The 21,009-nt window shown below is 64.8% G+C and carries 14 protein-coding genes; 10 read left to right on the forward strand and 4 right to left on the reverse strand.

Annotated features, from left to right (window positions below; translation table 11 throughout):
- Nucleotides 1-93: 93 nt before the first annotated feature.
- From F1002_RS20265 to F1002_RS20305, 9 genes are all read left to right on the forward strand, one after another.
- Nucleotides 94-2,286, forward strand: a complete 2,193-nt coding sequence (locus tag F1002_RS20265) for a patatin-like phospholipase family protein (protein WP_150430866.1) — start codon at nucleotides 94-96, stop codon at nucleotides 2,284-2,286.
- Nucleotides 2,287-2,334: 48 nt separating this feature from the next.
- Nucleotides 2,335-3,057 carry a ComEA family DNA-binding protein gene (locus tag F1002_RS21460; RefSeq protein ID WP_304522912.1) on the forward strand — a complete coding sequence of 241 codons (723 nt, stop codon included), beginning with the start codon at nucleotides 2,335-2,337 and terminating at the stop codon, nucleotides 3,055-3,057.
- A 25-nt stretch (nucleotides 3,058-3,082) separates the two neighbouring features.
- Nucleotides 3,083-5,785: a PD-(D/E)XK nuclease family protein gene (locus F1002_RS20275; RefSeq protein WP_150430867.1), complete on the forward strand. Its 2,703-nt coding sequence runs from the start codon at nucleotides 3,083-3,085 to the stop codon at nucleotides 5,783-5,785.
- A gap of 13 nt (nucleotides 5,786-5,798) precedes the next feature.
- Nucleotides 5,799-6,347: an NADPH-dependent FMN reductase gene (locus tag F1002_RS20280; RefSeq protein WP_150430868.1), complete on the forward strand. Its 549-nt coding sequence runs from the start codon at nucleotides 5,799-5,801 to the stop codon at nucleotides 6,345-6,347.
- 33 nt (nucleotides 6,348-6,380) lie between these two features.
- The gene (locus F1002_RS20285; protein WP_150430869.1) at nucleotides 6,381-6,686 is read left to right on the forward strand and encodes an STAS domain-containing protein; all 306 of its coding nucleotides are present in this window, start codon (nucleotides 6,381-6,383) and stop codon (nucleotides 6,684-6,686) included.
- 10 nt (nucleotides 6,687-6,696) lie between these two features.
- Entirely contained in the window at nucleotides 6,697-10,071 is a 3,375-nt protein-coding gene (locus F1002_RS20290; RefSeq protein ID WP_150430870.1) for an exodeoxyribonuclease V subunit beta, read from the forward strand.
- A 141-nt stretch (nucleotides 10,072-10,212) separates the two neighbouring features.
- Entirely contained in the window at nucleotides 10,213-10,875 is a 663-nt protein-coding gene (locus F1002_RS20295) for an ABC transporter substrate-binding protein (RefSeq protein ID WP_223879711.1), read from the forward strand.
- 39 nt (nucleotides 10,876-10,914) lie between these two features.
- Nucleotides 10,915-12,219 carry a diguanylate cyclase gene (locus tag F1002_RS20300; protein WP_191090489.1) on the forward strand — a complete coding sequence of 435 codons (1,305 nt, stop codon included), beginning with the start codon at nucleotides 10,915-10,917 and terminating at the stop codon, nucleotides 12,217-12,219.
- 52 nt (nucleotides 12,220-12,271) lie between these two features.
- On the forward strand, nucleotides 12,272-13,939 hold the full coding sequence (locus F1002_RS20305) for a phosphoethanolamine transferase (RefSeq protein WP_150430873.1): 1,668 nt from the start codon (nucleotides 12,272-12,274) through the stop codon (nucleotides 13,937-13,939).
- Nucleotides 13,940-13,946: 7 nt separating this feature from the next.
- Here F1002_RS20305 and F1002_RS20310 read toward each other — a convergent pair whose 3' ends face one another.
- The 4 genes from F1002_RS20310 to F1002_RS20325 all read right to left on the reverse strand — a co-directional run bounded on the left by F1002_RS20310 (nucleotide 13,947) and on the right by F1002_RS20325 (nucleotide 19,667).
- Complete coding sequence (locus F1002_RS20310; protein WP_150430874.1) at nucleotides 13,947-14,321, reverse strand: diacylglycerol kinase; 375 nt, start codon at nucleotides 14,319-14,321, stop codon at nucleotides 13,947-13,949.
- Entirely contained in the window at nucleotides 14,318-15,088 is a 771-nt protein-coding gene (locus tag F1002_RS20315) for an NYN domain-containing protein (RefSeq protein WP_150430875.1), read from the reverse strand. Before F1002_RS20315 ends, F1002_RS20310 begins: the two co-directional genes overlap by 4 nt.
- 6 nt (nucleotides 15,089-15,094) lie before the next feature.
- The gene (gene uvrA, locus F1002_RS20320; protein ID WP_150430876.1) at nucleotides 15,095-17,917 is read right to left on the reverse strand and encodes an excinuclease ABC subunit UvrA; all 2,823 of its coding nucleotides are present in this window, start codon (nucleotides 17,915-17,917) and stop codon (nucleotides 15,095-15,097) included.
- A 124-nt stretch (nucleotides 17,918-18,041) separates the two neighbouring features.
- Complete coding sequence (locus F1002_RS20325) at nucleotides 18,042-19,667, reverse strand: methyl-accepting chemotaxis protein (RefSeq protein WP_150430877.1); 1,626 nt, start codon at nucleotides 19,665-19,667, stop codon at nucleotides 18,042-18,044.
- Between the two features lie 373 nt (nucleotides 19,668-20,040).
- Here F1002_RS20325 and F1002_RS20330 point away from each other — a divergent pair, with 373 nt between their 5' ends.
- Complete coding sequence (locus tag F1002_RS20330; protein ID WP_150430878.1) at nucleotides 20,041-20,862, forward strand: M48 family metalloprotease; 822 nt, start codon at nucleotides 20,041-20,043, stop codon at nucleotides 20,860-20,862.
- Nucleotides 20,863-21,009 lie beyond the last annotated feature (147 nt).

Consider the following 21,009-nt stretch of genomic DNA (forward strand, 5'->3'; position numbering starts at 1 on the left):
CGCGTCGACATCGAAGTCATCGGCACCAAGTAATCCGCCGTCGCTTCAACGAAAAGCCCCGCATAGCGGGGCTTTTTTTCGCTTGGAAAAAACATGTCCCGACTTTTCCGGATGCTTGTCCGCTGGCTGATTCCGGCGCTGCTGGCCGTTGCCAACATGGCGCTGGCCGCCGATGCCCCTCGTCCGCGCATCGGCCTGGTCCTCGGTGGCGGGGGGGCACGCGGCGCCGCGCATATCGGCATTCTCGAAACCCTGCAGCAGAATCGTGTGCCCGTCGATTGCGTGGCCGGGACCAGCATGGGGGCCCTGGTTGCCGGGGCGTGGGCGGCCGGCATGTCGCCCGCCGCCATGCGCGAGAGCCTGGCTGCCGCGGACTGGAGCGACATGTTCATCGACAATCCGGATTACGCGGAACTGAGCTATCGCAACAAGACCATGGCGCGGCGCTTTCTGGCGGGCTCGGAAAGCGGCGTGATGATCGATGGCGTCAAATACCAGAGCGGTGTCGTCACCGGCCAGAAGATCAAGCTGTTTTTCAACCAGCTCGTGGATGCCAATCTGGGGGAGCGCAATCTCGAGGACTTGCCGCTGCCGGTTTCCATCGTGGCCACCGACATCGGTACCGGCGAGCGCGTGATCTTTCGCGACGGTCCGCTGACACTGGCCATGCGGGCGAGCATGTCGGTGCCCGGGCTGCTGGCGCCGGTCGATCATGAGGGGCGCAAGCTGGTCGATGGCGGGCTGGTCGATAACCTGCCGATTGCCGAGGTGCGCGAGCGCTGCAAGGCGGACATCGTGATCGCCGTGAACGTCGGCTCCCCGCTGCTCAAGGCCGAGGAGGTCGGCTCGCTGATTACCGTCTCGGCGCAGATGATCGCCATCCTGACCGAGCAGAACGTCAGCCGGTCGCTGGCCTTGTTGCGTGCGGGCGACATCTACATCAGGCCCGATCTGAGCGGCATAACGGCCGGCGATTTTTCGCGGCATGGCGAAGCGGCCGATCGCGGCAGGGCGGCTGGCGATGCGGTGAGCGGCCGGCTGGTGGCGTTGTCCCTGTCGCCCGAAGCCTATGCCGCCTGGTGGCAAGGCATCGAGGTCAGGCGTCGCAGTGCGCCGCGCATCGACGAAATCGAAATTGCCGGGCTGAACAGGGTCGATACGGCGGCGGTAGCGCGCCATCTGCATATCGAACCGGGGCAGCGCATCCAGCCTGCCGACATCAACCGGGATCTGCTGCGCATGTATGGTGACGGCTGGTACGAGAGCGTCGATTACACGGTACTCTCCCAGCGCGACAAGAACATTCTGCGCGTCACCCCGGTGGAAAAGCGCTGGGGACCGGATTACCTGCGCTTCGGCCTGAATCTGCAGGCCGACAACAGCCAGGGGACCTCGTTCGGTTTGCGCGCCGCCTATCACTCAACCTGGCTCAATCGCCTTGGCGGCGAACTGATCGTGAGCGGCGACGTCGGCTCGACGAACCGCCTTGGCGCCAACCTCTACCAGCCGCTCGATCCGGCGCAGCGCCTGTTCGTCGAGGCGACGGTCGGTGTCGAGCAGAGTCGCCTGAATATTTATCAGAACGATGCCCGTATTGCCCAGTACAAGGTGACCGAGAACGGCCATGGCGTCTATCTCGGCGCCAATATCGGCGTGCTCGGACCGGTGCGTCTCGGTTGGGTGCAACGACGGCGCAACTACGATCTCGACATCGGCTCGCCTTCCTCGCCCAATGCCGGCGCCAGTTTCGGCGGCTGGAAGACCAGCCTCGATTTCGACCAGTTCGATCGCATGCATTTCCCGACCCGCGGTTGGGCGGCGCAGCTGTCCTATTTCGACTCGCCGGAGGTCGGCTATTCGAAAGCCGAGGCCAACCTGCAGGGGGCCTTCGCACTGGGCGGCACCGTCTTCAATGCCCGTTTCCGCTATACCGGATCGCCGCGCGGTGTGCTGCCGTTCTATGATGCCGGCTACCTGGGCGGGTTCCTGAACTTGACCGCCTTCGCACCCAACCAGGTGGTCGGTGACGACATCCGCTATCTTGGCCTGCGTACCGAGCGGATCATCGGCCACCTGCCGCTCGGCCTGAGCGGTGACATGCGTCTGGGTTTCGCCCTTGAAGCGGCGAAGGTCGGGATGCGCTACAGCGAATCGAAAAGCGACGGACTGATCGATTCGGCCGCCATCTATCTGGGCGGACAGACACCGTTCGGTCCGGCCTATCTCGGCTTCGGCTACTCGACGAGCGGCGTTTCCAACCTGTTCCTCTTCGTCGGAACGCCCTGAGCCGGCCGAGGGTGGCATACTGGGCAACCACGACCCCGGAGAGAGAGCATGAAAGCACGTTTCCTGTCGCTAGCGATGGCGGCACTGTTGTGTTCCGGCCTGGCCTTGGCCAAGGTGAACGTCAATACCGCGACACTCGAAGAATTGGACACGCTGTACGGCATCGGCGAAACCCGTGCCCAGGCAATCATCGATTACCGGCAACAGAACGGCCTGTTCAAGTCGCTGCGCGACCTGAAGAAGGTGCCGGGCCTGCATGAGAACGTCGTCGATGGCCTGAAAGGCAAGGTTTCGTTTTCCGGGCCGACCAAAATAGACGCAGCCGACGGTGCGGCAACGAAGGCGGGCGACAAGAAAAATGCTCCGGGAAAATCCGCCAGGACGGAGGGGGCCTCCGCGCCGGCCACGCCGTCGAGCGCGCCGGCACCAAGCCGCCATGACACGGCACCGGCCGGCCCCGCCAAAGCCGCCCAGCCGGGCAAGTCTGCCGCGGCCGCTTCGGTTGCTGCGGAAAAGCCCGAGGTCCCCGCTTCTCCCGCCCGGCCCGCCGGCCCGGCCAGGCCGATGCTGGAAGGCAAGCCGGCTACCCCGCTTGCCCCGGCAGCTGCATCTTCGCCGGCGAAGCCTGCCGCCCCGGCCGTTCCGGCTGTGACGGTGAAACCCGCCGCACCGGCCATCAAGCCGGCTGCCCCCGCTTCCCTGCCGCCGCCCGCTGCACCGGCAGGGCCTGCCGCTCCGGCCAAACCGGCCGTCCCGGCCGTGGCGCATTGATCGTGCGTTGTCCCGGGGGCGCTGATTGAATGCCAGCCTGACCCTGTGCGCCACGACGCGTCTTGCCCAGACGCTGCGCGGCGAGGTGCCGGCCGAGCGGCGCGTGTGGCGGACCCGCCAGGCGTTGACGCTTGCCCAGTGGCTGGGCGGGCTGGCCGAGGAAGCCGGATTGACCGGACTCGCCGACCTGCCGACGGCACTCGACACGTTTGCCGATCGTCTGCTCTGGGAGAAGGTGATCGCCGGCTCGCTGACCGAAGCGGCGCCCCTGTTCGATATTCAGGGCATGGCGGCCTCCGCCGCGGAGGCGCAGGCGCTGTGTCGCGTCTGGAAACTTCAGCCGGGCGGCACCTCATTGTCCGACGAGGCGCGCTTGTTCGTTGGCTGGCAGGCCGAGTTTGAGCGGCGTTGCCGGGCGGATGGCTGGATCGATACGGCCGGGCTGCACCGGCAAGTGATCGGCCTGATCGAGGCCGGCCATTTTGCCTTGCCGGAGACGGTGGTTTTTGCCGGCTTCGACCGCTTCACGCCGCTGGAGCGCGACCTGATGGCTGCGCTGAACGCGCGCGGCGTCGGGGTCGAGCAGGAGCGCACGGCCTTTTGCGAGGAACCCCGGCAAGCGGTGCATGCCTGCGCCGATCTCGATGCCGAATGCGCGCTGGTCGTGGCCTGGGCGCGCCAGCGCCTGGCCGGCAACCCCGAGGCCAGGCTCGGCATCGTCGCTCCCAACCTGGCCGGCGTGCGCGACCGCCTCGAATTCCTGCTCGACGATGTCCTGCATCCGGCCCTGATCCGGCCCGATGCGGCCGAGCATCCGCGGTGCTTCAATTTTTCGCTGGGACGCGCGCTGGCGGACATCCCCCTGATCCGCGTTGCCCTCGATTTGCTGTCGCTGGGCGGTAGCCGGGCCAAGATCGAGCAGCGGCGGCTGTCGGCGCTGTTGCTCGCGGGCGGCTGGTCGGCGGCCGAGGCGGAGGCCGATGGCCGGGCGCGGCTCGACGCCGCCGTACGTCGAGATTTGCCGTATTTCACCACGCTGCGCGCCATTCTGGGCCTGGCCGAACGCCTGGCGGCCCATGCGCCGTCTCTTTGTCCGGAGACGATGGCGGCGCTGGCTGCCTTTGTCGAGGCGAGCGAGCGGGCGCCGCGCAAGCTGCCGGCCAGCCGTTGGGCCGGGCTCTTTCGTGCCGCGCTGGCTGCAGCCGGCTGGCCGGGTGACCGACCCTTGTCCAGCCATGAGTACCAGGCGCGTCGCGCCTTCGGCGAGGTGCTCGATGGTTTCGGGCGGTTCGATGCGCTGCTGGGCCCGCTGGGTTTTGCCGAGGCGGTGCGCCGTCTCTCGCAGGTGTGCCGGCAGCGCCTGTTCCAGCCGGAAACGCGGGGCCAGCCGGCTATTCAGGTGCTCGGGGTGCTGGAGAGCGCCGGCCTGTCCTTCGATGCGCTGTGGGTGATGGGACTGAACGACGACCAGTGGCCGCCGTCGCCGCGTCCCAATCCGCTGCTGCCGGCGGCCTTGCTGCGTGCGGCGGGAGCCAGCCACGCCAGCGCCGAGGTCGAGCTCAACTTTGCCCGCTGCGTCCATGCGCGGCTGTCACGGGCGGCGCCCGAGGTGCGCTATTCCTACGCGCTGGCCGACGGCAATCGCCTGCTGCGGCCCAGTCCCTTGCTGGCGAAGCTGCCGGTTCAGCTGGTCGAGCCGGCGGGATTGGAAACCGTGGACAGGCAATTGGCCGCCACGGCAAGCGCCGCCATCGAACGGCTCGACGATGCCGTCGCGCCGCCCGTCACGGACGGCGAGAAGGTTTCGGGCGGCAGCTGGCTGTTGCGTGCGCAGGCCATCTGCCCGGCCTGGGCTTATTACCAGTACCGCCTCGGTGGCGAGGCCATGGAGGTGCCGGTCGAGGGCCTCGATCCGGCCGCCCGCGGCACGCTGGTGCATGCGGCGCTGGAGGCTTTCTGGCGCGAGGTGCAGACCTCGGCCGCGCTCGTCGCCTTGTCGGGAGAGGCGTGCCGGCAAGCCGTCGAGGCCGCAGTGGCTGCCGCTATTCAGACATTCGAAACGGAGCGCCGCACGACGCTGCCGGTGCGTTTTCGGGTGCTGGAAGCGGCTCGTCTGCACAAGCTGCTCGATGTGTGGCTGCAGCTCGAACGGCAGCGCAGCCAGGCCTTCGCGGTCATTGCCTGCGAGCAGCCGGCCGAGGTCGAAATCGACGGCATCAAGGTCCGGATGGTCGTCGATCGCATCGACCGCCTCGACGATGGACGGCAGCTCATCATCGACTACAAGACCGGTGCCGGCATCGATACGAAAAACTGGGCCGGTCAGCGGATCACCGAGCCGCAGCTGCCGATCTATGCCGCACTGGTCAATGACGAGGTCGCGGCCGTCGTCTTCGCCAAGGTGCTGCTCGACAAGCCGGCCTTTGCCGGCGTTGCCGACGAGAAGGACATCCTGCCCGGCGTGCAGGGGGTCGGCGACGAGCGGCAGAGAATATTCGATCCAGCCGAATTTCCCGACTGGATCGCGGTCATTACCCATTGGCGGGAGCGGCTGCATGCCGTGGCCGGCGAAGTGAAGGCCGGGGTGGCCGGTGTCAGCTTTGCCGACGAACAAGGGCTGCAGTATTGTGAGGTGCTGCCGCTGTTGCGTTTGCCGGAGCGTCGCCGTTTGCTGGCGGCGGCTGCCGGCATGATGGCCGGTAGCGATACCGGCGACCCTATCCATTGAACGGGAGAAAAGCATGCGTGAACTGAAATTGCTGGGTATCTGCGGCAGCCTGCGCCGCCAATCCACCAACGCCGGCCTGCTGCGGGCGGCGATGGCCGAACTGCCGGAAGGCGTGAGCATGGATATCGCCGACCTGACGGCGGTGCCTCTGTATAACGCCGATTTGACCGAAAAACCGGCCGCGGTCCAGGCGCTGCTGGCCGGCATGCAGGCAGCCGATGCGCTGGTCCTGGCCTGCCCCGAATACAACTATTCGATTGCTCCGGCGCTCAAGAACGCCCTCGACTGGGCGTCGCGCGAGCCGAACAATGCCCTGCTCGCCGGCAAGGCCGTGGCCATCATGGGGGCTGGCGGCGGCATGGGAACGTCGCGGGCGCAGTACCATCTGCGCCAGGTTTGCGTCTTTCTCGACCTGCACCCGCTCAACAAGCCGGAAGTCTTTGCCAATGCGTTTGCCGGCGCCTTCGACACCGACGGCAATCTGACGGACGCCAAGCTGATCCAGCAGGTTGCCGCCCAGATGCAGGCGCTCGCGGCATGGGCCAGGCGCTTGGGCGGCTGACGGAAACCTCAAGAAAAAAAACAGGGAGAGTTCATGAAAATCCAGACATCCAAAACCGACGAACGCGCCACATTGCGGCTGAGCGGTCGATTCCAGTTCGATTCGCACCGCGATTTCCGGAGCGCCTACGACCTGGTCATCGCCGACGCCGGGGTGAAGGTCATCGTGCTCGATTTCGCCGGTGTGGACTACCTCGACAGTTCGGCGCTCGGCATGTTGCTGCTGCTGAGGGAGAAGGCGGGTGCGGTCGGGAAGGAGGTCGAACTCGCCAATACCCGGGGGGCGGTCAGGCAGGTTCTGGATGTCGCCAACTTTGCCCGTCTGTTCCGGATTTCCTGAGTCCGTGTCGATGTCCTTGAGCGACCGTCTGGCCGAGGATCGGCAGGCCCGCGAACGGGCGCTGGAGGTTGCGTCGTTCATCGTCGAGGCGCCGGCCGGCGCCGGCAAGACAGAACTGCTCACCCAGCGCTACCTGCGTCTGCTGGCCGTGGTCGACCATCCGGAAGAGGTGCTGGCGCTGACCTTCACCAACAAGGCAGCGACCGAGATGCGCGACCGCATCCTGCGCAGCCTGGAAACGGCGGCGAGCGGGGTGCTGCCCGCCGAGCCGCACAAGCAGCTGACCTTCCGCCTGGCAGGCGCGGTACTGGCGCGCGACGGCGAGCAGGGATGGGGGCTGCTCGATCATCCGGGGCGCTTGCGCATCACCACCCTCGACGCGCTGTGCGCCAGCCTGGCGCGCCAGATGCCTTACCTCAGCCGTTTCGGCAGCCAGCCGGCGGTCTGCGAGGATGCCGAGAGCCATTACGCCACGGCGGCTCGCCGCACCCTCGAGATGGTCGAATCCGAAGGCAGCGACGCCGACGTCGTGGCCGGTGCGCTGGCCTTCATGGATAACAACGCCGGGCGTCTGGAAAGTCTGCTCATTGCGATGCTCGGCAAGCGCGACCAGTGGCTGGCGCATACGTCGCGAATCGAAAGCGGCGAGATGAAGGCCGAGGTCGAGGCCGGCTTTGCCGGGCTGATCGAACGCGATCTCAGGTCGGCCGGCGAGTTGCTGGACGGGCGGATGCAATCGCTGCTCATGCCGCTGGCCCGTTTCGCGGCGGCCCAGGCGGCGGGCAGCTTCGATGCGTTGCTCGACTGGGCCGAGCCGCTACGCGCCCGGATCGACGATCTGGCGCGCTGGCAGGCACTGGTCGGCCTGCTGCTGACCGGCACGGGGACGCTGCGCAAGACGGTCGACAAGCGCTGCGGCTTTCCGGCCGACAAGCCGTTCGCCGAGCAGAAGAAGGCCATGCTCGAACTGCTGGCCGACCTGCGGGCGACCGCCGGCCTCGAGGAGGCCCTGGGCATGCTGGCGAGTCTGCCGCAACCGCGCCTGAGCGACGCCGAATGGGCGACGGTGGCGTGCTTTTCGCGCCTGCTGCGCCTGGTGGCAGGGCAACTGTGGCTGGCTTTCCAGGAAGCCGGCGAGGTCGACTTCATCGAAATCGCCGCCCGCGCCGGCCTGGCGCTGGGTGATGACGAGGCGCCGACCGATCTGGCGCAGGCGCTCGACTACCGTATTCGCCACCTCCTGGTCGATGAATTCCAGGACACCAGCCCGACCCAGGTCGATCTGCTGAAGCAGCTGATGCGCGGCTGGATGCCCGACGATGGCCGCACCCTGTTTGTGGTCGGCGACCCGATGCAGTCGATCTACCGTTTCCGCAAGGCCGACGTCGGCCTGTTCCTGCGTGTACGCGAGCGCGGCATCGGCGACGTTCGCCTCGAACATTTGCGCCTGTTCCGCAACAACCGCTCGTATCCGGGGATTGTCGACTGGGTCAATGCCGCATTCCCCGGCATATTTCCGGCCGAGGACTGGCCTGAGACCGGCGCCGTGCGCTATGCCGAGTCGGCCGCCACCCGGGAGGCAAGGAGCGACAGCGGCGTGGTCGTCCACCCGGTCATCGACCGGGACGGGGGCGATAGCGCCGGCGAGGAAGCGCGGCGGGTGCTGGCGCTGATCCGCCAGGCGCGGCGGGATGCGCCGGAACAGCGCGTCGCCGTGCTGGTGCGGGCGCGCAGCCACCTCGATGCGCTGGTTGCGGAAATCCGGCGCAGCGCTCCCGACTTGCGTTTCCAGGCCGTGGATATCGAGGGCCTGGACGGACGGCAGCACATCCAGGATCTGCTCATCCTGTTCCGCGCCCTGCATCACCGGGCCGACCGCGTACATTGGCTGGCCTTGCTGCGGGCACCGTGGTGCGGCCTGACGCTGGCCGATCTGCATGCGCTGGCCGCCGACGACCGGCAAAAAACGATCTGGCAGCTGATGCAGGACGACGGGCGCGTGCAGCGCCTCTCCGCCGATGGCCGCAGCCGTCTGGAGCATGTACGCACGGTGCTGGCCGGCGCCTTTGCCGCGCGCGACCGGCAGCATCCGCGACGCTGGCTGGAGGGCGTCTGGCTGATGCTGGGTGGTCCGCGTTGCCTGGAAGCGCCGGAAGCGCTCAACGACGTGGCGGCCTTCTTTGCGCTGGTCGACCGCCTGGCCGCCGCGCGCAGCCTCGATGCCGATACGCTGGCCGAGCATGCGGCCGATCTGTTCGCGCCGGCCGATCCGCAGGGCGATGCCGTGCAGATGATGACCATTCACAAGTCGAAGGGTCTGGAGTTCGATACAGTCATCCTGCCCGGCCTGCACCGCGATACGGGAAGCAACGACAGCAGCCTGTTGCTCTGGGACCTATTCCCCGCCGCCGATGGTCGCGAGCATCTGCTGGTTGCGCCGATGCGCCAGAAAGGCGCCGGCAGCGACGAACCGACCGCCTATGATTACCTGCGCCGCGTCGAAGCCGAACGGGCGGCGCACGAAACGGAACGCCTGCTCTACGTGGCCGCGACGCGGGCGATCCGCTGCCTGCACCTGGTCGGCGTCGCCAAAGCCGACGAACGCAAGGACGAGGGCCTGAAGCCGCCGGCCGCCGGCACCCTGCTCAAGCTGCTGTGGACGGGCATCGCGCAGCCGGCGTGCGTTGCGGCCCTGGCGGAGGAGGTGCCGCAGCACGCCAGCGGGGATTTCGATCCCGCGGCTTTCGTGCCGCCGCTGCTCCGTCTTCGTCAAGTCGGCATCCCGGAGGCCTTGCAGGCACCTTCCGGCGATCGGCAGGCCGCCGACAATCCGCTTGTCCTTGACGAAAGCGATGGCGCGCTGTCGCTGGAGACCTCGGTCGGGACGCTGGTCCATCGCTGCCTGGAGATCATCGCGCTGCAAGGAACGGAACGCTGGTCGCCGGAACGCGTGGCGGCCGCGGAGCCGGCGTATCGACGCTGGCTGGCGGTGCGGGGGCACCCTCCCGAGGCCGTCGAGGCCGGCGCCGCCGACGTGGTGGCGGCGCTCGTCGGCACACTGAACAGCGAGCCGGGGCGCTGGGTGCTCGCCGCCCATGCCGAAGGCGCTGCCGAGCAGGCGTGGAGCAGCCTGCAGGACAGGCAGGCCAGCCATCACGTGATCGACCGTTGCTTTGTGGCCGAGGGGTGCCGCTGGATCATCGATTACAAGACGGCCCGCCTGCCCGAATCGGAGCTTCGGCAGCGGGCGGAAAGCCACCGGCCGCAACTGGAGCGCTATGCCGCGCTGTTTGCCGGCGATCCGCTGCCGATCCGGGCGGCGATCTTCTTTCCCATGCAGGGCGTGCTGGTCGAACTGCCGCTAGGGTATGCACTAGGGGATTAAGTCGTCACGGGGCTGTGTTCCCTGTCATATAATTACCGATCGTCATAATTCGGTCATGAAATGCATCGGCTCCTTCTGGCGCTTCTGCTGACGTTTTTTCTTCCGTTTCCGGCTTGGGCTGAAGGAGGGCGTTCCGTCGATTTGCGCGTTGTCGTTGTCGAGGATGCCGCGCCGCTGGCTTATCGGGACGAGTCGGGGCGGCTCACCGGCTTTAGCGTCGAGATCGCCCGGGCCTTGTGCAGCGAGATTGGCGCCAACTGTGTGTTCGACGTCGTCGCCGAGCGCGACGCGCTGCCGCGTTTGTTGCAGGGCAAGGCCGACATCGCTGCAACCGGCATCTTCGAAACCCGGGAGCAGCGGGGCAAGCTGATTCAGGCCGATCCGTACTACCGCTCGTTCAGCCTGTGGCTCGGACCCGCCGATGCTTCGCCGGGGCGCAAGGGAATCCGCGTCGCCGTGGTCGGCGACTCGATCCAGGAGGACTATGCCCGCCGTCAGGGCTGGGATGTAAAGGCGGTACGCAGCAGTGGCGAACTGACGCGCATGTTGATAGCCGGTGAAGCGCAGGCGGCTCTGGTGCCGATGATCGCCGCGTTGCAGATGCAGAAGAGCCGGGCATTCCGCGGGCTGGGGCTGACGCCTACGGTTTTGCGGGCAGCCGAATTGAGCGGCGATATATCGTTCGGCATTTCCCCCCACAGACCGCAGCTGAAAAACGATATCAACGCGGCACTTGCGCGCATCAAGCGAAATGGGACGTATGATCGTATCAACTCCCGTTTTCTCCCTTTCCGGGTGAGTTGATGCCGTCGTCAGTTTTCCATGCGCCTTCGGCGTATCGCCATGCCTGAAGCCGTGCCCGGCCGTCGCGGCTTTCCTGCCGGTCGGGCTTTCGGCTTGCTGGCCGCCGTCTTCGTCATTGCCTTTGGCGTGGCGGTGCTGCTTCTCGCCAGCGACCAGCAACGGGTGATCGAGGTTAACGGCCGCCTGCAGGAGCGGACCTTTCCCGAGATCATTCGCTACCAGCGTCTGGCGCGGAATCTGGAGCAGTTGCGGCAGGAAGGGGAGCGCATCTTCGCGGTGAGCTCGCATGCGTCGCGGCAGCAGTCGATGTTTGTGGTGACGTTGATCGCAAGTCATCCCAGCGTCCTGGAACATCCGGAGGCGGCCAGGCTGGCGCGGGAGGTCGAGCAGTTCCTGGGCCAGGTGGTCGGCCAGTCGTCGCGAAGCGACAAGCGACCGATGGGCCATTACGACGAATGGCAAGGCATTGCCGCTCGTCTGGGCATCCTGGTCGATGACATATCGATCGAGGGCATCAACCTGGCCGGCAGTGATCTGCAGCAGGCGTCGACTGCCATGAATCTGGCGCGCTACAAGCTGATGGCGGTGCTGTTGCTGGTCGGTCTGTTCCTTGTCGTTCTCGTCGTGCTGGTGCGCCGTCACCTGATTCATCCATTGCAGCGCATCGATCGCGCCTTGTCCGGCCTCAGTGCGGACAAACCGGCGCCCGTGTTCAATACCTCGCGCCTGCTCGAGATTCAGGCGGTCGAGGAAGCCATTCGCGAGCACCACGCGCTGCTGGTCCAGAACGAGGAAATCCGGCGCGGCCTGGAGTCGCTGGCCAACAAGGATGGCCTGACCGGCCTGATGAACCGGCGCCATTTCATGCAGTCGGCCGAGGTGGAGCTACAGCGTGCCCAACGCTACCGACGGCCGGTCACGGTGGCGATGGCCGATCTCGATTTCTTCAAGAAGCTGAACGACACCTATGGCCACGCCGCCGGCGATGCCGTGTTGAAGGCATTTGCCGAGCGGGTTCGCGAGGCGTTGCGCCAGTCCGATCTCGTTTGTCGATACGGGGGCGAGGAGTTCGCTTTCCTGTTTCCCGAGATTTCCACCGTGGAAACCGTCAAGCTGGCTGAACGCCTGCGCGCCGGCTGTGCCGACAACGAGGTGCTGCTGCCCGATGGGCGACGGGTCACGGTAACCGTCAGTATCGGCCTGGCCGACGCCAGCGAATGTCCGATCGAGGCCGCCCTGCGGCATGCCGACGAGGCCCTGTATGAGGCCAAGCGGCAGGGGCGCAACCGGGTGGTGATCGGCGATGCCGGGGCCGTCACAAATCCGATACAAGAAAATCCCTGAGCGGGTCGTGCCGGGCAGTAAAATCCCGGGCTGAAATTTTCGGGAATTTCCAATGCGTCGACCGCTGGCGGCACTTTTCTCCTTCGTTCAACGCCTCGCTGCGGGGCAGGTCGTTCTCTCCATCGAGAGCGTGCTGCTGCTGGCCAGCCTTTTCTTCGCCCTGTTCTGCAATGGCTTGTTCCTGTCCGGCATGCTGGCCGGCTACGACATGGCGCAGCCGGATAGCTGGCTGCTCGGCGCGTCGCTGCTGGTCGTCCTGATTGCCTTGCATTTCGCACTGCTGGGCCTGGTCGCCACGCGGTGGACGACCAAGCCGCTCCTGGCCTTGCTGTTCGTGGCAACAGCCTTTGCCGTGCATTTCATGTCCCGCTACAAGGTCTATCTCGACACCGCCATGCTGCGCAACGTGATGGCGACCGATGTACGCGAGGCGCGCGACCTGATGACGTGGTCGCTGATCCCCCAGCTGCTGTTGTATGCCGCTATTCCACTCTGGCTACTGAGCCGGATTCGCCTGCAGCAAAGGACTTTCGGGCGTGCCGTACTGGTTCGCGCCGGTGCGTTGTTGCTGGCGCTGCTCGCCGCAGGGGGCGCGATTTTCGCCAATTTCCAGGATATCGCTTCGCTGATGCGCAATAACCGGGAATTACGTTTCCTGGTCACGCCAGCCAATTACATCTACTCGCTGAGCCAGGTGGCGCGCAGCCAGGCGAAGGAGGCCGACCGCCCGCGCGAAGCGGTCGGTGCCGACGCAACCCCGGGAGCGGCCTGGGCAGAGCGCCGGAAACCGGTAGTCATGGTCATGGTGCTCGGCGAAACGGCGCGGGCCGCCAACTGGGGGTTGTCCGGCTATGCCCGGCAGACGACGCCGGAACTGGCCGCCGAGGAGGGTATCGTCAATTTTGCCGACGTGACCAGTTGCGGCACCGATACCGAAACCTCGCTGCCCTGCATCTTCTCGCCCTGGGGGCGGCGTGCCTACGACGAAACGCGCATCCGGCGCAGCGAGTCGGTTCTCGATGTCGTTGCCCGTGCCGGTTTCCGCGTCGTCTGGGTCGACAACCAGTCCGGTTGCAAGGGCGTGTGCGACGGGGTGGAATCGATCCGTCCCGATCCGCTCAAATCGCCGGCAGCTTGCGCCGGGGGCGAATGCCAGGATGGTGCGCTGGTCGATTCGTTGAAGCAGTTGATCGGCGAGACGCCGGGCAACCTGCTCATCGTCCTGCACCAGATGGGTAACCACGGCCCGGCCTACTTCAAGCGCTACCCGGACGCCTTCAAGCATTTCACCCCGGCCTGCGAGGACCCCGATCTGCCCAAGTGCAGCAACGAGAGCATCGTCAACGCCTACGACAACGCGATCCGCTATACCGACCACGTCGTCGCTTCGCTGGTGCGCACCTTGCGCGACCATGCCACGCACGATTCGGCCTTGCTCTATGTGTCGGACCATGGCGAATCGCTGGGCGAGAAGGGACTTTTCCTCCATGGCGTACCGTACAAGATCGCCCCGGACGTGCAGACCAAGGTGCCGATGGTGATGTGGTTCTCGGCGGGCTTCCCGGCAAGCTTCGCGCTGGATGGCGGCTGCATCGGCAAGGTCGCCGCCACGCCGCTCAGCCACGATCACATCTTCCATACCCTGCTCGGGCTGCTCGACGTGAAAACCTCGGCCTACGCCAGGGACCTGGACTTCTCGGCCGGGTGCCGCAAGCCCTGAGCGGCGCTCAGGGCCAGAGTACGCAAGCCCAGATCACCGCCGCATTGAGCAGCGACAGCAGCACCGCCGCGCTGCCCATGTCCTTGGCCCGCTTGGCCAGTTCGTGCTTTTCCGGCGAAGCCTTGTCGACGACGGCTTCGACGGCCGAATTCAGGATTTCGACGATCAAGATGACGATGATGCTGCCGGCCATCAGCGCCCGCTCGATGCCGGTGTGGCCGAGATAGAACGCCAGGGGAAAGGCCACCGCTGCCAGCAGCACTTCCTCGCGGAAGGCGGCTTCGTTTTTCCAGGCGGCGCACAGGCCATCCTTCGAGTACCCGAGCGCATTGATCAGCCGGGTCAGGCCTTGCTTGCCCTTGAATTCTTCGAAATCGTTCATTGTGTGCTTTTCTCGGTGGGCTTCGGTTTTTGGCTCTTTTTGCCGGTTGAGCGAAGCTGCATGTGGTTATGGTTGTCGCGGCGCAATTCGAACAACTCGCTGGCAATGACCAAGTCGCCGAGCTTGCTGTAGCCGTAGTTGCGCTGGTCGAAAGCAGGCCAACTTTTGTTGATGTGGTGTCCGACCGAAGCCAGCGCTGCCCATCCTTCTTCATCCGAAATTGCGGTGACTGCGTTGCGCAAAGCGTTAACCAGCCGGGTGTCGCAGCGCAATTCATTGGTGGACTTGCGCTGGGTTGGGACGGGGGCGGTTACCTGGGTTTCGGTTGTCGTCGGTTGGCCGAGGCTTTCAAGGAACAGGAACTTGGTGCAGGCATTGACAAATGGCGGCGGCGTTTTCTTTTCGCCGAACCCGAATACCTTGTGGCCAGCAGCGCGCAGGCGCATGGCAAGGGGCGTGAAGTCCGAGTCGCTGGAGGCAATGCCGAAAGCACTCAGTTTCTGACCATGCAGCAAGTCCATCGCATCGATGATGATGGCGCTGTCTGTCGCATTTTTGCCTTTGGTGTAGGCAAATTGCTGAATCGGCTGGATGGCATGGTCGTGCAGAATCTCCGCCCAACCGTTCAGGTTTTGACTCTTCCAGTCGCCATAGGCTCGGCGGATGTTGATCACGCCATATTTCGACAGTTCGTCGAGGATGTCGGTGATCTTGCTGGCAGGGCAGTTATCGGCATCGATGAGCAGGGCAATACCGTTGTGTTCCATAGTCCGTCAGCTTTTTCCCAGTAGCGGTTTGAGGAAGCGGCCAGTATGGCTGGTTTTATGTTTCGCCACGATTTCAGGCGGACCGGAAACCAGGATGCGGCCACCGCCGCCCCCTCCCTCCGGGCCGAGGTCGACGATCCAGTCGGCGGTCTTGATGACGTCGAGGTTGTGCTCGATGACGACAATGGTATTGCCGTTGGCAGCCAGGCGCTGGAGCACGCTGAGCAGCATCTCGATGTCCTGGAAATGCAGGCCGGTGGTCGGCTCGTCGAGGATGTAGAGGGTACGGCCGGTGTCGCGTTTGGACAGTTCGAGCGCCAGCTTGACCCGCTGCGCCTCGCCGCCGGACAGCGTGGTCGCACTCTGGCCGAGGGTAATGTAGCTGAGACCCACGTCCACCAGCGTCTGCAGCTTGCGCGCAACGACTGGCACGGCGTCGAAGAATTCGCGTGCCTGCTCGACGGTCATGCCGAGGATGTCGTGGATGTTCTTGCCCTTGTACTGGATTTCCAGCGTTTCCCGGTTGTAGCGCTTGCCGTGGCAAACGTCGCAGGGGACGTAGATGTCGGGCAGGAAGTGCATCTCGACCTTGATCATCCCATCGCCCTGGCAGGCCTCGCAGCGGCCACCCTTGACGTTGAAACTGAAACGGCCGGGGCCGTAACCGCGCGCACGCGACTCCGGTACTTGGGAAAACAGCTCGCGGATCGGCGTCAGCAGGCCGGTATAGGTGGCCGGGTTGGAGCGCGGTGTGCGACCGATCGGCGCCTGGTCGACGTTGATCACCTTGTCGAACAGGTCGAGGCCGACGATTTCCTTGTGCGGGGCCGGTTCCGTGGTCGAACCGTAAAGGTGCTTGGCGGCCGCCGCATACAGCGTGTCGTTGATCAGCGTCGATTTGCCCGAGCCGGAAACGCCGGTGATGCAGGTGAACAGGCCGCCGGGGATTTCCAGCGTGACATCGCGCAGGTTGTTGCCGTGGGCGCCGATTACCTTGAGCTGTTTGTCGGGATTGGGTTGGCGGCGGGATTTGGGCGCCGTGATGGCCTTGCGTCCGGACAGGTAATCGCCCGTCATCGAGGCCGGGTTGGCGGCGACCTCGGCTGGTGTTCCGGCCGCGACGATGAATCCGCCATGCACGCCGGCACCGGGGCCGATGTCGATCACGTAGTCGGCGCTTCGGATGGCATCCTCGTCATGCTCGACGACGAGCACGGTATTGCCCATGTCGCGCAGGTTCTTCAGCGTTTCGAGCAGGCGGTCGTTGTCGCGCTGGTGCAGGCCGATGGACGGCTCGTCGAGCACGTACATCACGCCGGTCAGGCCGGAGCCGATCTGCGAGGCCAGGCGGATGCGCTGCGCCTCGCCGCCGGACAGCGTTTCGGCCGAACGTTCCAGGCACAGGTAGTCGAGGCCGACGTTGATCAGGAAGGACAGGCGGGCGGTGATTTCCTTGAGGATCTTCTCCGCCACCTGCGCCTTGGCGCCGGTCAGTGTCAGGCAGTTGAAGTAGTTGCGCGCCTCGCCGAGCGGAAGACGGCTGATTTCGTGCAGTGTCTTGTCGCCGACGCGGACATGCCGGGCCTCGGTGCGCAGGCGGGTGCCGGCGCAGGTCGGGCAGGTCGAGTTGCTGATGTACTTGGCCAGTTCCTCGCGCACGGCGGTCGAGTCGCTACCCCGGTAACGGCGCTCGAGGTTGGGGATGATGCCCTCGAAGGTGTGCGTGCGCTCGAAGCGCGTACCCTTCTCGTTCAGGTAGCGGATGTTGATCGAGACACTGCCGGAGCCGTAGAGAATGATCTGGCGGACGTTTTCAGGCAGGTCCTGCCACGGCGTATCGACCGAGAAATCGTAGTGGGCAGCGAGGGATTCGATGATCTGAAAGTAGAACTGGTTCTTCTTGTCCCAGCCGCGGATGGCGCCGGCTGCCAGCGACAGGTGCGGGCCGGTGACGACGCGCTTGGGATCGAAGAACTGGATGACGCCCAGGCCGTCGCACTTCGGGCAGGCGCCCATCGGATTGTTGAAGGAGAACAGGCGCGGTTCCAGTTCCTGCAAGGCGTAGGAGCAGACCGGACAGGCGAACTTGGCCGAGAACAGGTGTTCGACATTGCTGTCCATCTCCAGCGCAATGGCCCGCCCTTCGGCGTGGCGCAGCGCCGTTTCGAAGGACTCGGCCAGGCGCTGACGCATGTCGTCACGCACCTTGAGGCGGTCTACCACGACATCGACGGTGTGCTTCTGTGTCTTGGCCAGCTTGGGCACGGCGTCGATCTCGTAGACCGTGCCGTCGACGCGGACGCGGGCGAAACCCTGGGCGCGTAGTTCGGTGAACAGATCGAGCTGCTCACCCTTGCGATTGGCAACCACCGGGGCAAGGATCATCAGCTTGGTTTCGGCCGGCAGGGCAAGCACGGTATCGACCATCTGGGACACGGTCTGCGCCTCCAGTGGCTGGTTGTGATCTGGGCAATACGGCGTGCCGGCGCGGGCATAGAGCAGGCGCAGGTAGTCGTGGATTTCCGTCACGGTGCCGACGGTCGAGCGCGGGTTGTGCGAGGTTGCCTTCTGCTCGATGGAAATGGCCGGGCTCAGGCCTTCGATCAGGTCGACATCGGGCTTTTCCATCAACTGCAGGAACTGCCGGGCGTAGGCCGACAGCGATTCGACATAGCGCCGCTGGCCTTCCGCATACAGCGTGTCGAATGCCAGCGAGGACTTGCCTGAGCCGGATAGCCCGGTGATGACGATGAGCTGGTCGCGTGGCAGGTCGAGATTGATGTTCTTTAAATTGTGGGTGCGCGCACCGCGGATGCGGATGGTTTCCATCGCTGTAGGGCCGGGGTTGGGGGAGGTGGAAACTATACGCAAAAGCGGCCCGCCTTGCACGAGATGCTGTATTTAAATACAGCATCGGCGTGATTCCTCCCCGGCGCCGCGTGGCGGCTTGCCCTCAGATGTGGAAGCGGCTGACCGCCTGGCGCGTGTCGGCGGCCAGTTTTTCCAGGTGGAGAGCGGTTTCCGCCACGGCGCGCACGGCGCTGCTGTTTTCCTCGGAGCGTCGTGCGATGTTCTCGACATTCACCGCAATTTCGTTGCTGGCTACACCTTGTTCCCGGAGCGCATTGGAAATGTCGGTTACCGTGTCCATTACCTGTTGGGCACCGTGGTTGATACTGAGCATCGATTCACTGGTCTTGCGTGCCAGGCTGACGCCTTCGGCGACGCGCGCGACGGTTTCGTCCATGGTGCTGACTGCCTGCTCGGCATTGCCCTGGACCGTGCTCACCATGTCGGAAATTTCGGTCGTCGCCTTGGCCGTCCGTTCGGCGAGTTTCCGGACCTCGTCCGCCACCACTGCGAAGCCGCGCCCGGCTTCCCCGGCACGAGCGGCCTCGATGGCGGCATTGAGGGCGAGCAGATTGGTCTGGTCGGCGACATCCTTGATGACGCCGACGATGCTGCTGATCCGCTGCGAGCTGTCGCCCATTGCGCGGATGGTGCCCGATGCTTGGTGCACGGCGGCCGAGATACGCTGCATTTCGGCAACAGTATCGTCGATCGCCTGGTTGCCGGCATTCGACAATGCCCCGGTTTGCGTGGTCACGCTATGGGCGTGGTGGGCGCTGTCCGAAACGTGGTTGACGGAGACCGTCATTTCCTCGACGGCCGCCGCCATCGATGCGGCGGCTTCCGATTGCAGTGCCGAGGCGCTGGCGACCTGCTGGGAGGTGGTTGCCATCTCATGTGCCGCATTGGCGACACCGTCGGCATTCCGCCGCAGCTCATCGAGCATTTGCCGCAGGCTGTTTTGCATCTTCCGCGTCGCTGCCATCAGGCTGTGCGTGTCCTGGTCACGGACAGGGATCGTCGCGGTCAGATCGCCTTCGGCGATCCGTTCGATCACCGCCAGGGCGGCAGCCGGCTCGCCGCCGAGCGGCCCGGTAACCGAGCGGATGACCCACAGGGCCATCAGGGCCGACACGGCGAGAGCGACGACGACAATGCCGATACTGAGATTGCGGGCATTCTTGTGTTGCTCGTGAGCCTCGGTGCCGGCTGCGGCCACCAGCTCTTTCTGGTAAGTGTTGAACTCACCGAGCGCGTCCTGATACTGGAGCAGGATGGGACGGAGTTCGGTGTTCAGGAAGCGTCGCGACGCTTCGGGAGACCCCGATTTGATCAAGGCGACCAGCTTTTCCTGACCGTCGATGTAGCGGGCGCGCTGCGTCTTGGCGCGTTCGAGGATTTCGCGGGCGCGCGGATCGGTGACCAGCGGCCACAGCTGTTCGATGTCCTTCAGGATGGAGGCGCGGCGGTCGAGGATGATCTGCGTCTGGCGGTTCTGGTCGTCGTCGGTTTCGGCCAGCATCATGTTGCGCAGGGCGATGGCGATCTGGTTCGTCTTGCTGACGATGTCGTTGCTCAGGCTCATCATCTGGACCTGCGTCTCGATGGTCCGGGTGTTGCTGTCGAGCAGGGCGAGACGGGAGATGCCGATGACGGCGATGGTCACCAGAAAGGCGATGACAACGCTGAAGCCGATACCGAGACGGGCGGCGATGCTAAGGTTTTTCATGAAGTGCTTTGCGTGGAAAGAGAGGGAATTCGTGAAGCGGCGGAAACGCTACCAGCAGCAGTTTTTACAGCTATCTGGGCTGGTCGGCGATGGATGCTTCAGATGCCGGGAGGGCGAAACGATAGCCGGTCGCCCTGTGCCTGTAGTTGATACATGTTAAGAGATCGATCCGCTATGAAATGCTTGTCTGGCAGCGGATTGTAGCTGGATGCCGGAGGTCGGGTGGCACGTGTTGCGACGCCTTGCGCATGCCGTGTATGGGGAGGTAATTCCAGTTGCATGAAAAATGAATTTCGGATTATGTCGGGGTGATAAAATACCGGTTCGGTCGCCGGTGAGTGGCCAATCTCGCAAACGAAATAGGATTCCAGTCATGAAAATTGCACCCCGCTTTTCAAATACTTCGCCTGCCGTCATCCGGGATGGTCGTCTTGCAGTCGCCACGGTGCTGGCGGCCCTGTTTTTAGGCGCCTGCAGCAATACCGGTTCGACTTCCGCGGTCTCCGCCACCAATGCCGAAGGCCTGATCACGGCCGGTAAATCGGCTGTCCAGGCGGCCACGCTGAGCGATGCCGATGTAATGCAGCTATCGGAAAAGTCCTGTGCCGAACTCGACGGCAAATCGAAAATCGCCGCCCCGAAGAGCAAGTACGCGCTGCGCCTGGCCAGGATCGTCAAGAACATGCCCAAGGCCGCCGAGGGCGTGACCATCAACTACAAGGTTTACGAGACCAAGGAGGTCAACGCCTGGGCCATGAACAACGGCTGCGTACGCGTCTATTCCGGCCTGATGGACCTGATGAACGACGACGAGGTGCGGGGCGTGGTCGGCCACGAAATCGGTCACGTCGCGCTGGGTCATTCCAAGAAATCCATGCAGGTCGCCTATGCCGCCGGCGCTGCCCGCCAAGCCGCCGCTGCCTCGGGTAACTCCGCCGTTGCCGCGTTGAGTTCGTCCGATATCGGCGCCATCGCCGAAAAGCTGGTCAATGCCCAGTTCTCGCAAGCCCAGGAAACCGATGCGGACGACTACTCCTTCGATCTGCTGACCGCTGCCAAACTGAAGCGCGAAGGCCTGATCACCGCCTTCGAAAAGCTCGCCAAACTGGGCGACAGCAGCAGCATGCTCAGCTCGCACCCGTCTTCCTCGGGGCGTGCCCAGCACATCCGCGACCGCATTGCTGCCAAGAAGTAAGCCTCGAAATCGAAATACCTTTGGGCCATTAGAACCCCATGGCCCCTTGCCCGGTGGTTAATGCTGCCGGGCATTTTTTTGCCTTGAAATGGGGACTTGTGGGAGCCTCCTGGGCGGATCGGTCAGCAAGGTCTCGGACCGACCGTC

It is taken from the genome of Dechloromonas sp. CZR5 (genome assembly GCF_008711155.1).
In the GTDB taxonomy this organism is placed as follows: domain Bacteria; phylum Pseudomonadota; class Gammaproteobacteria; order Burkholderiales; family Rhodocyclaceae; genus Azonexus.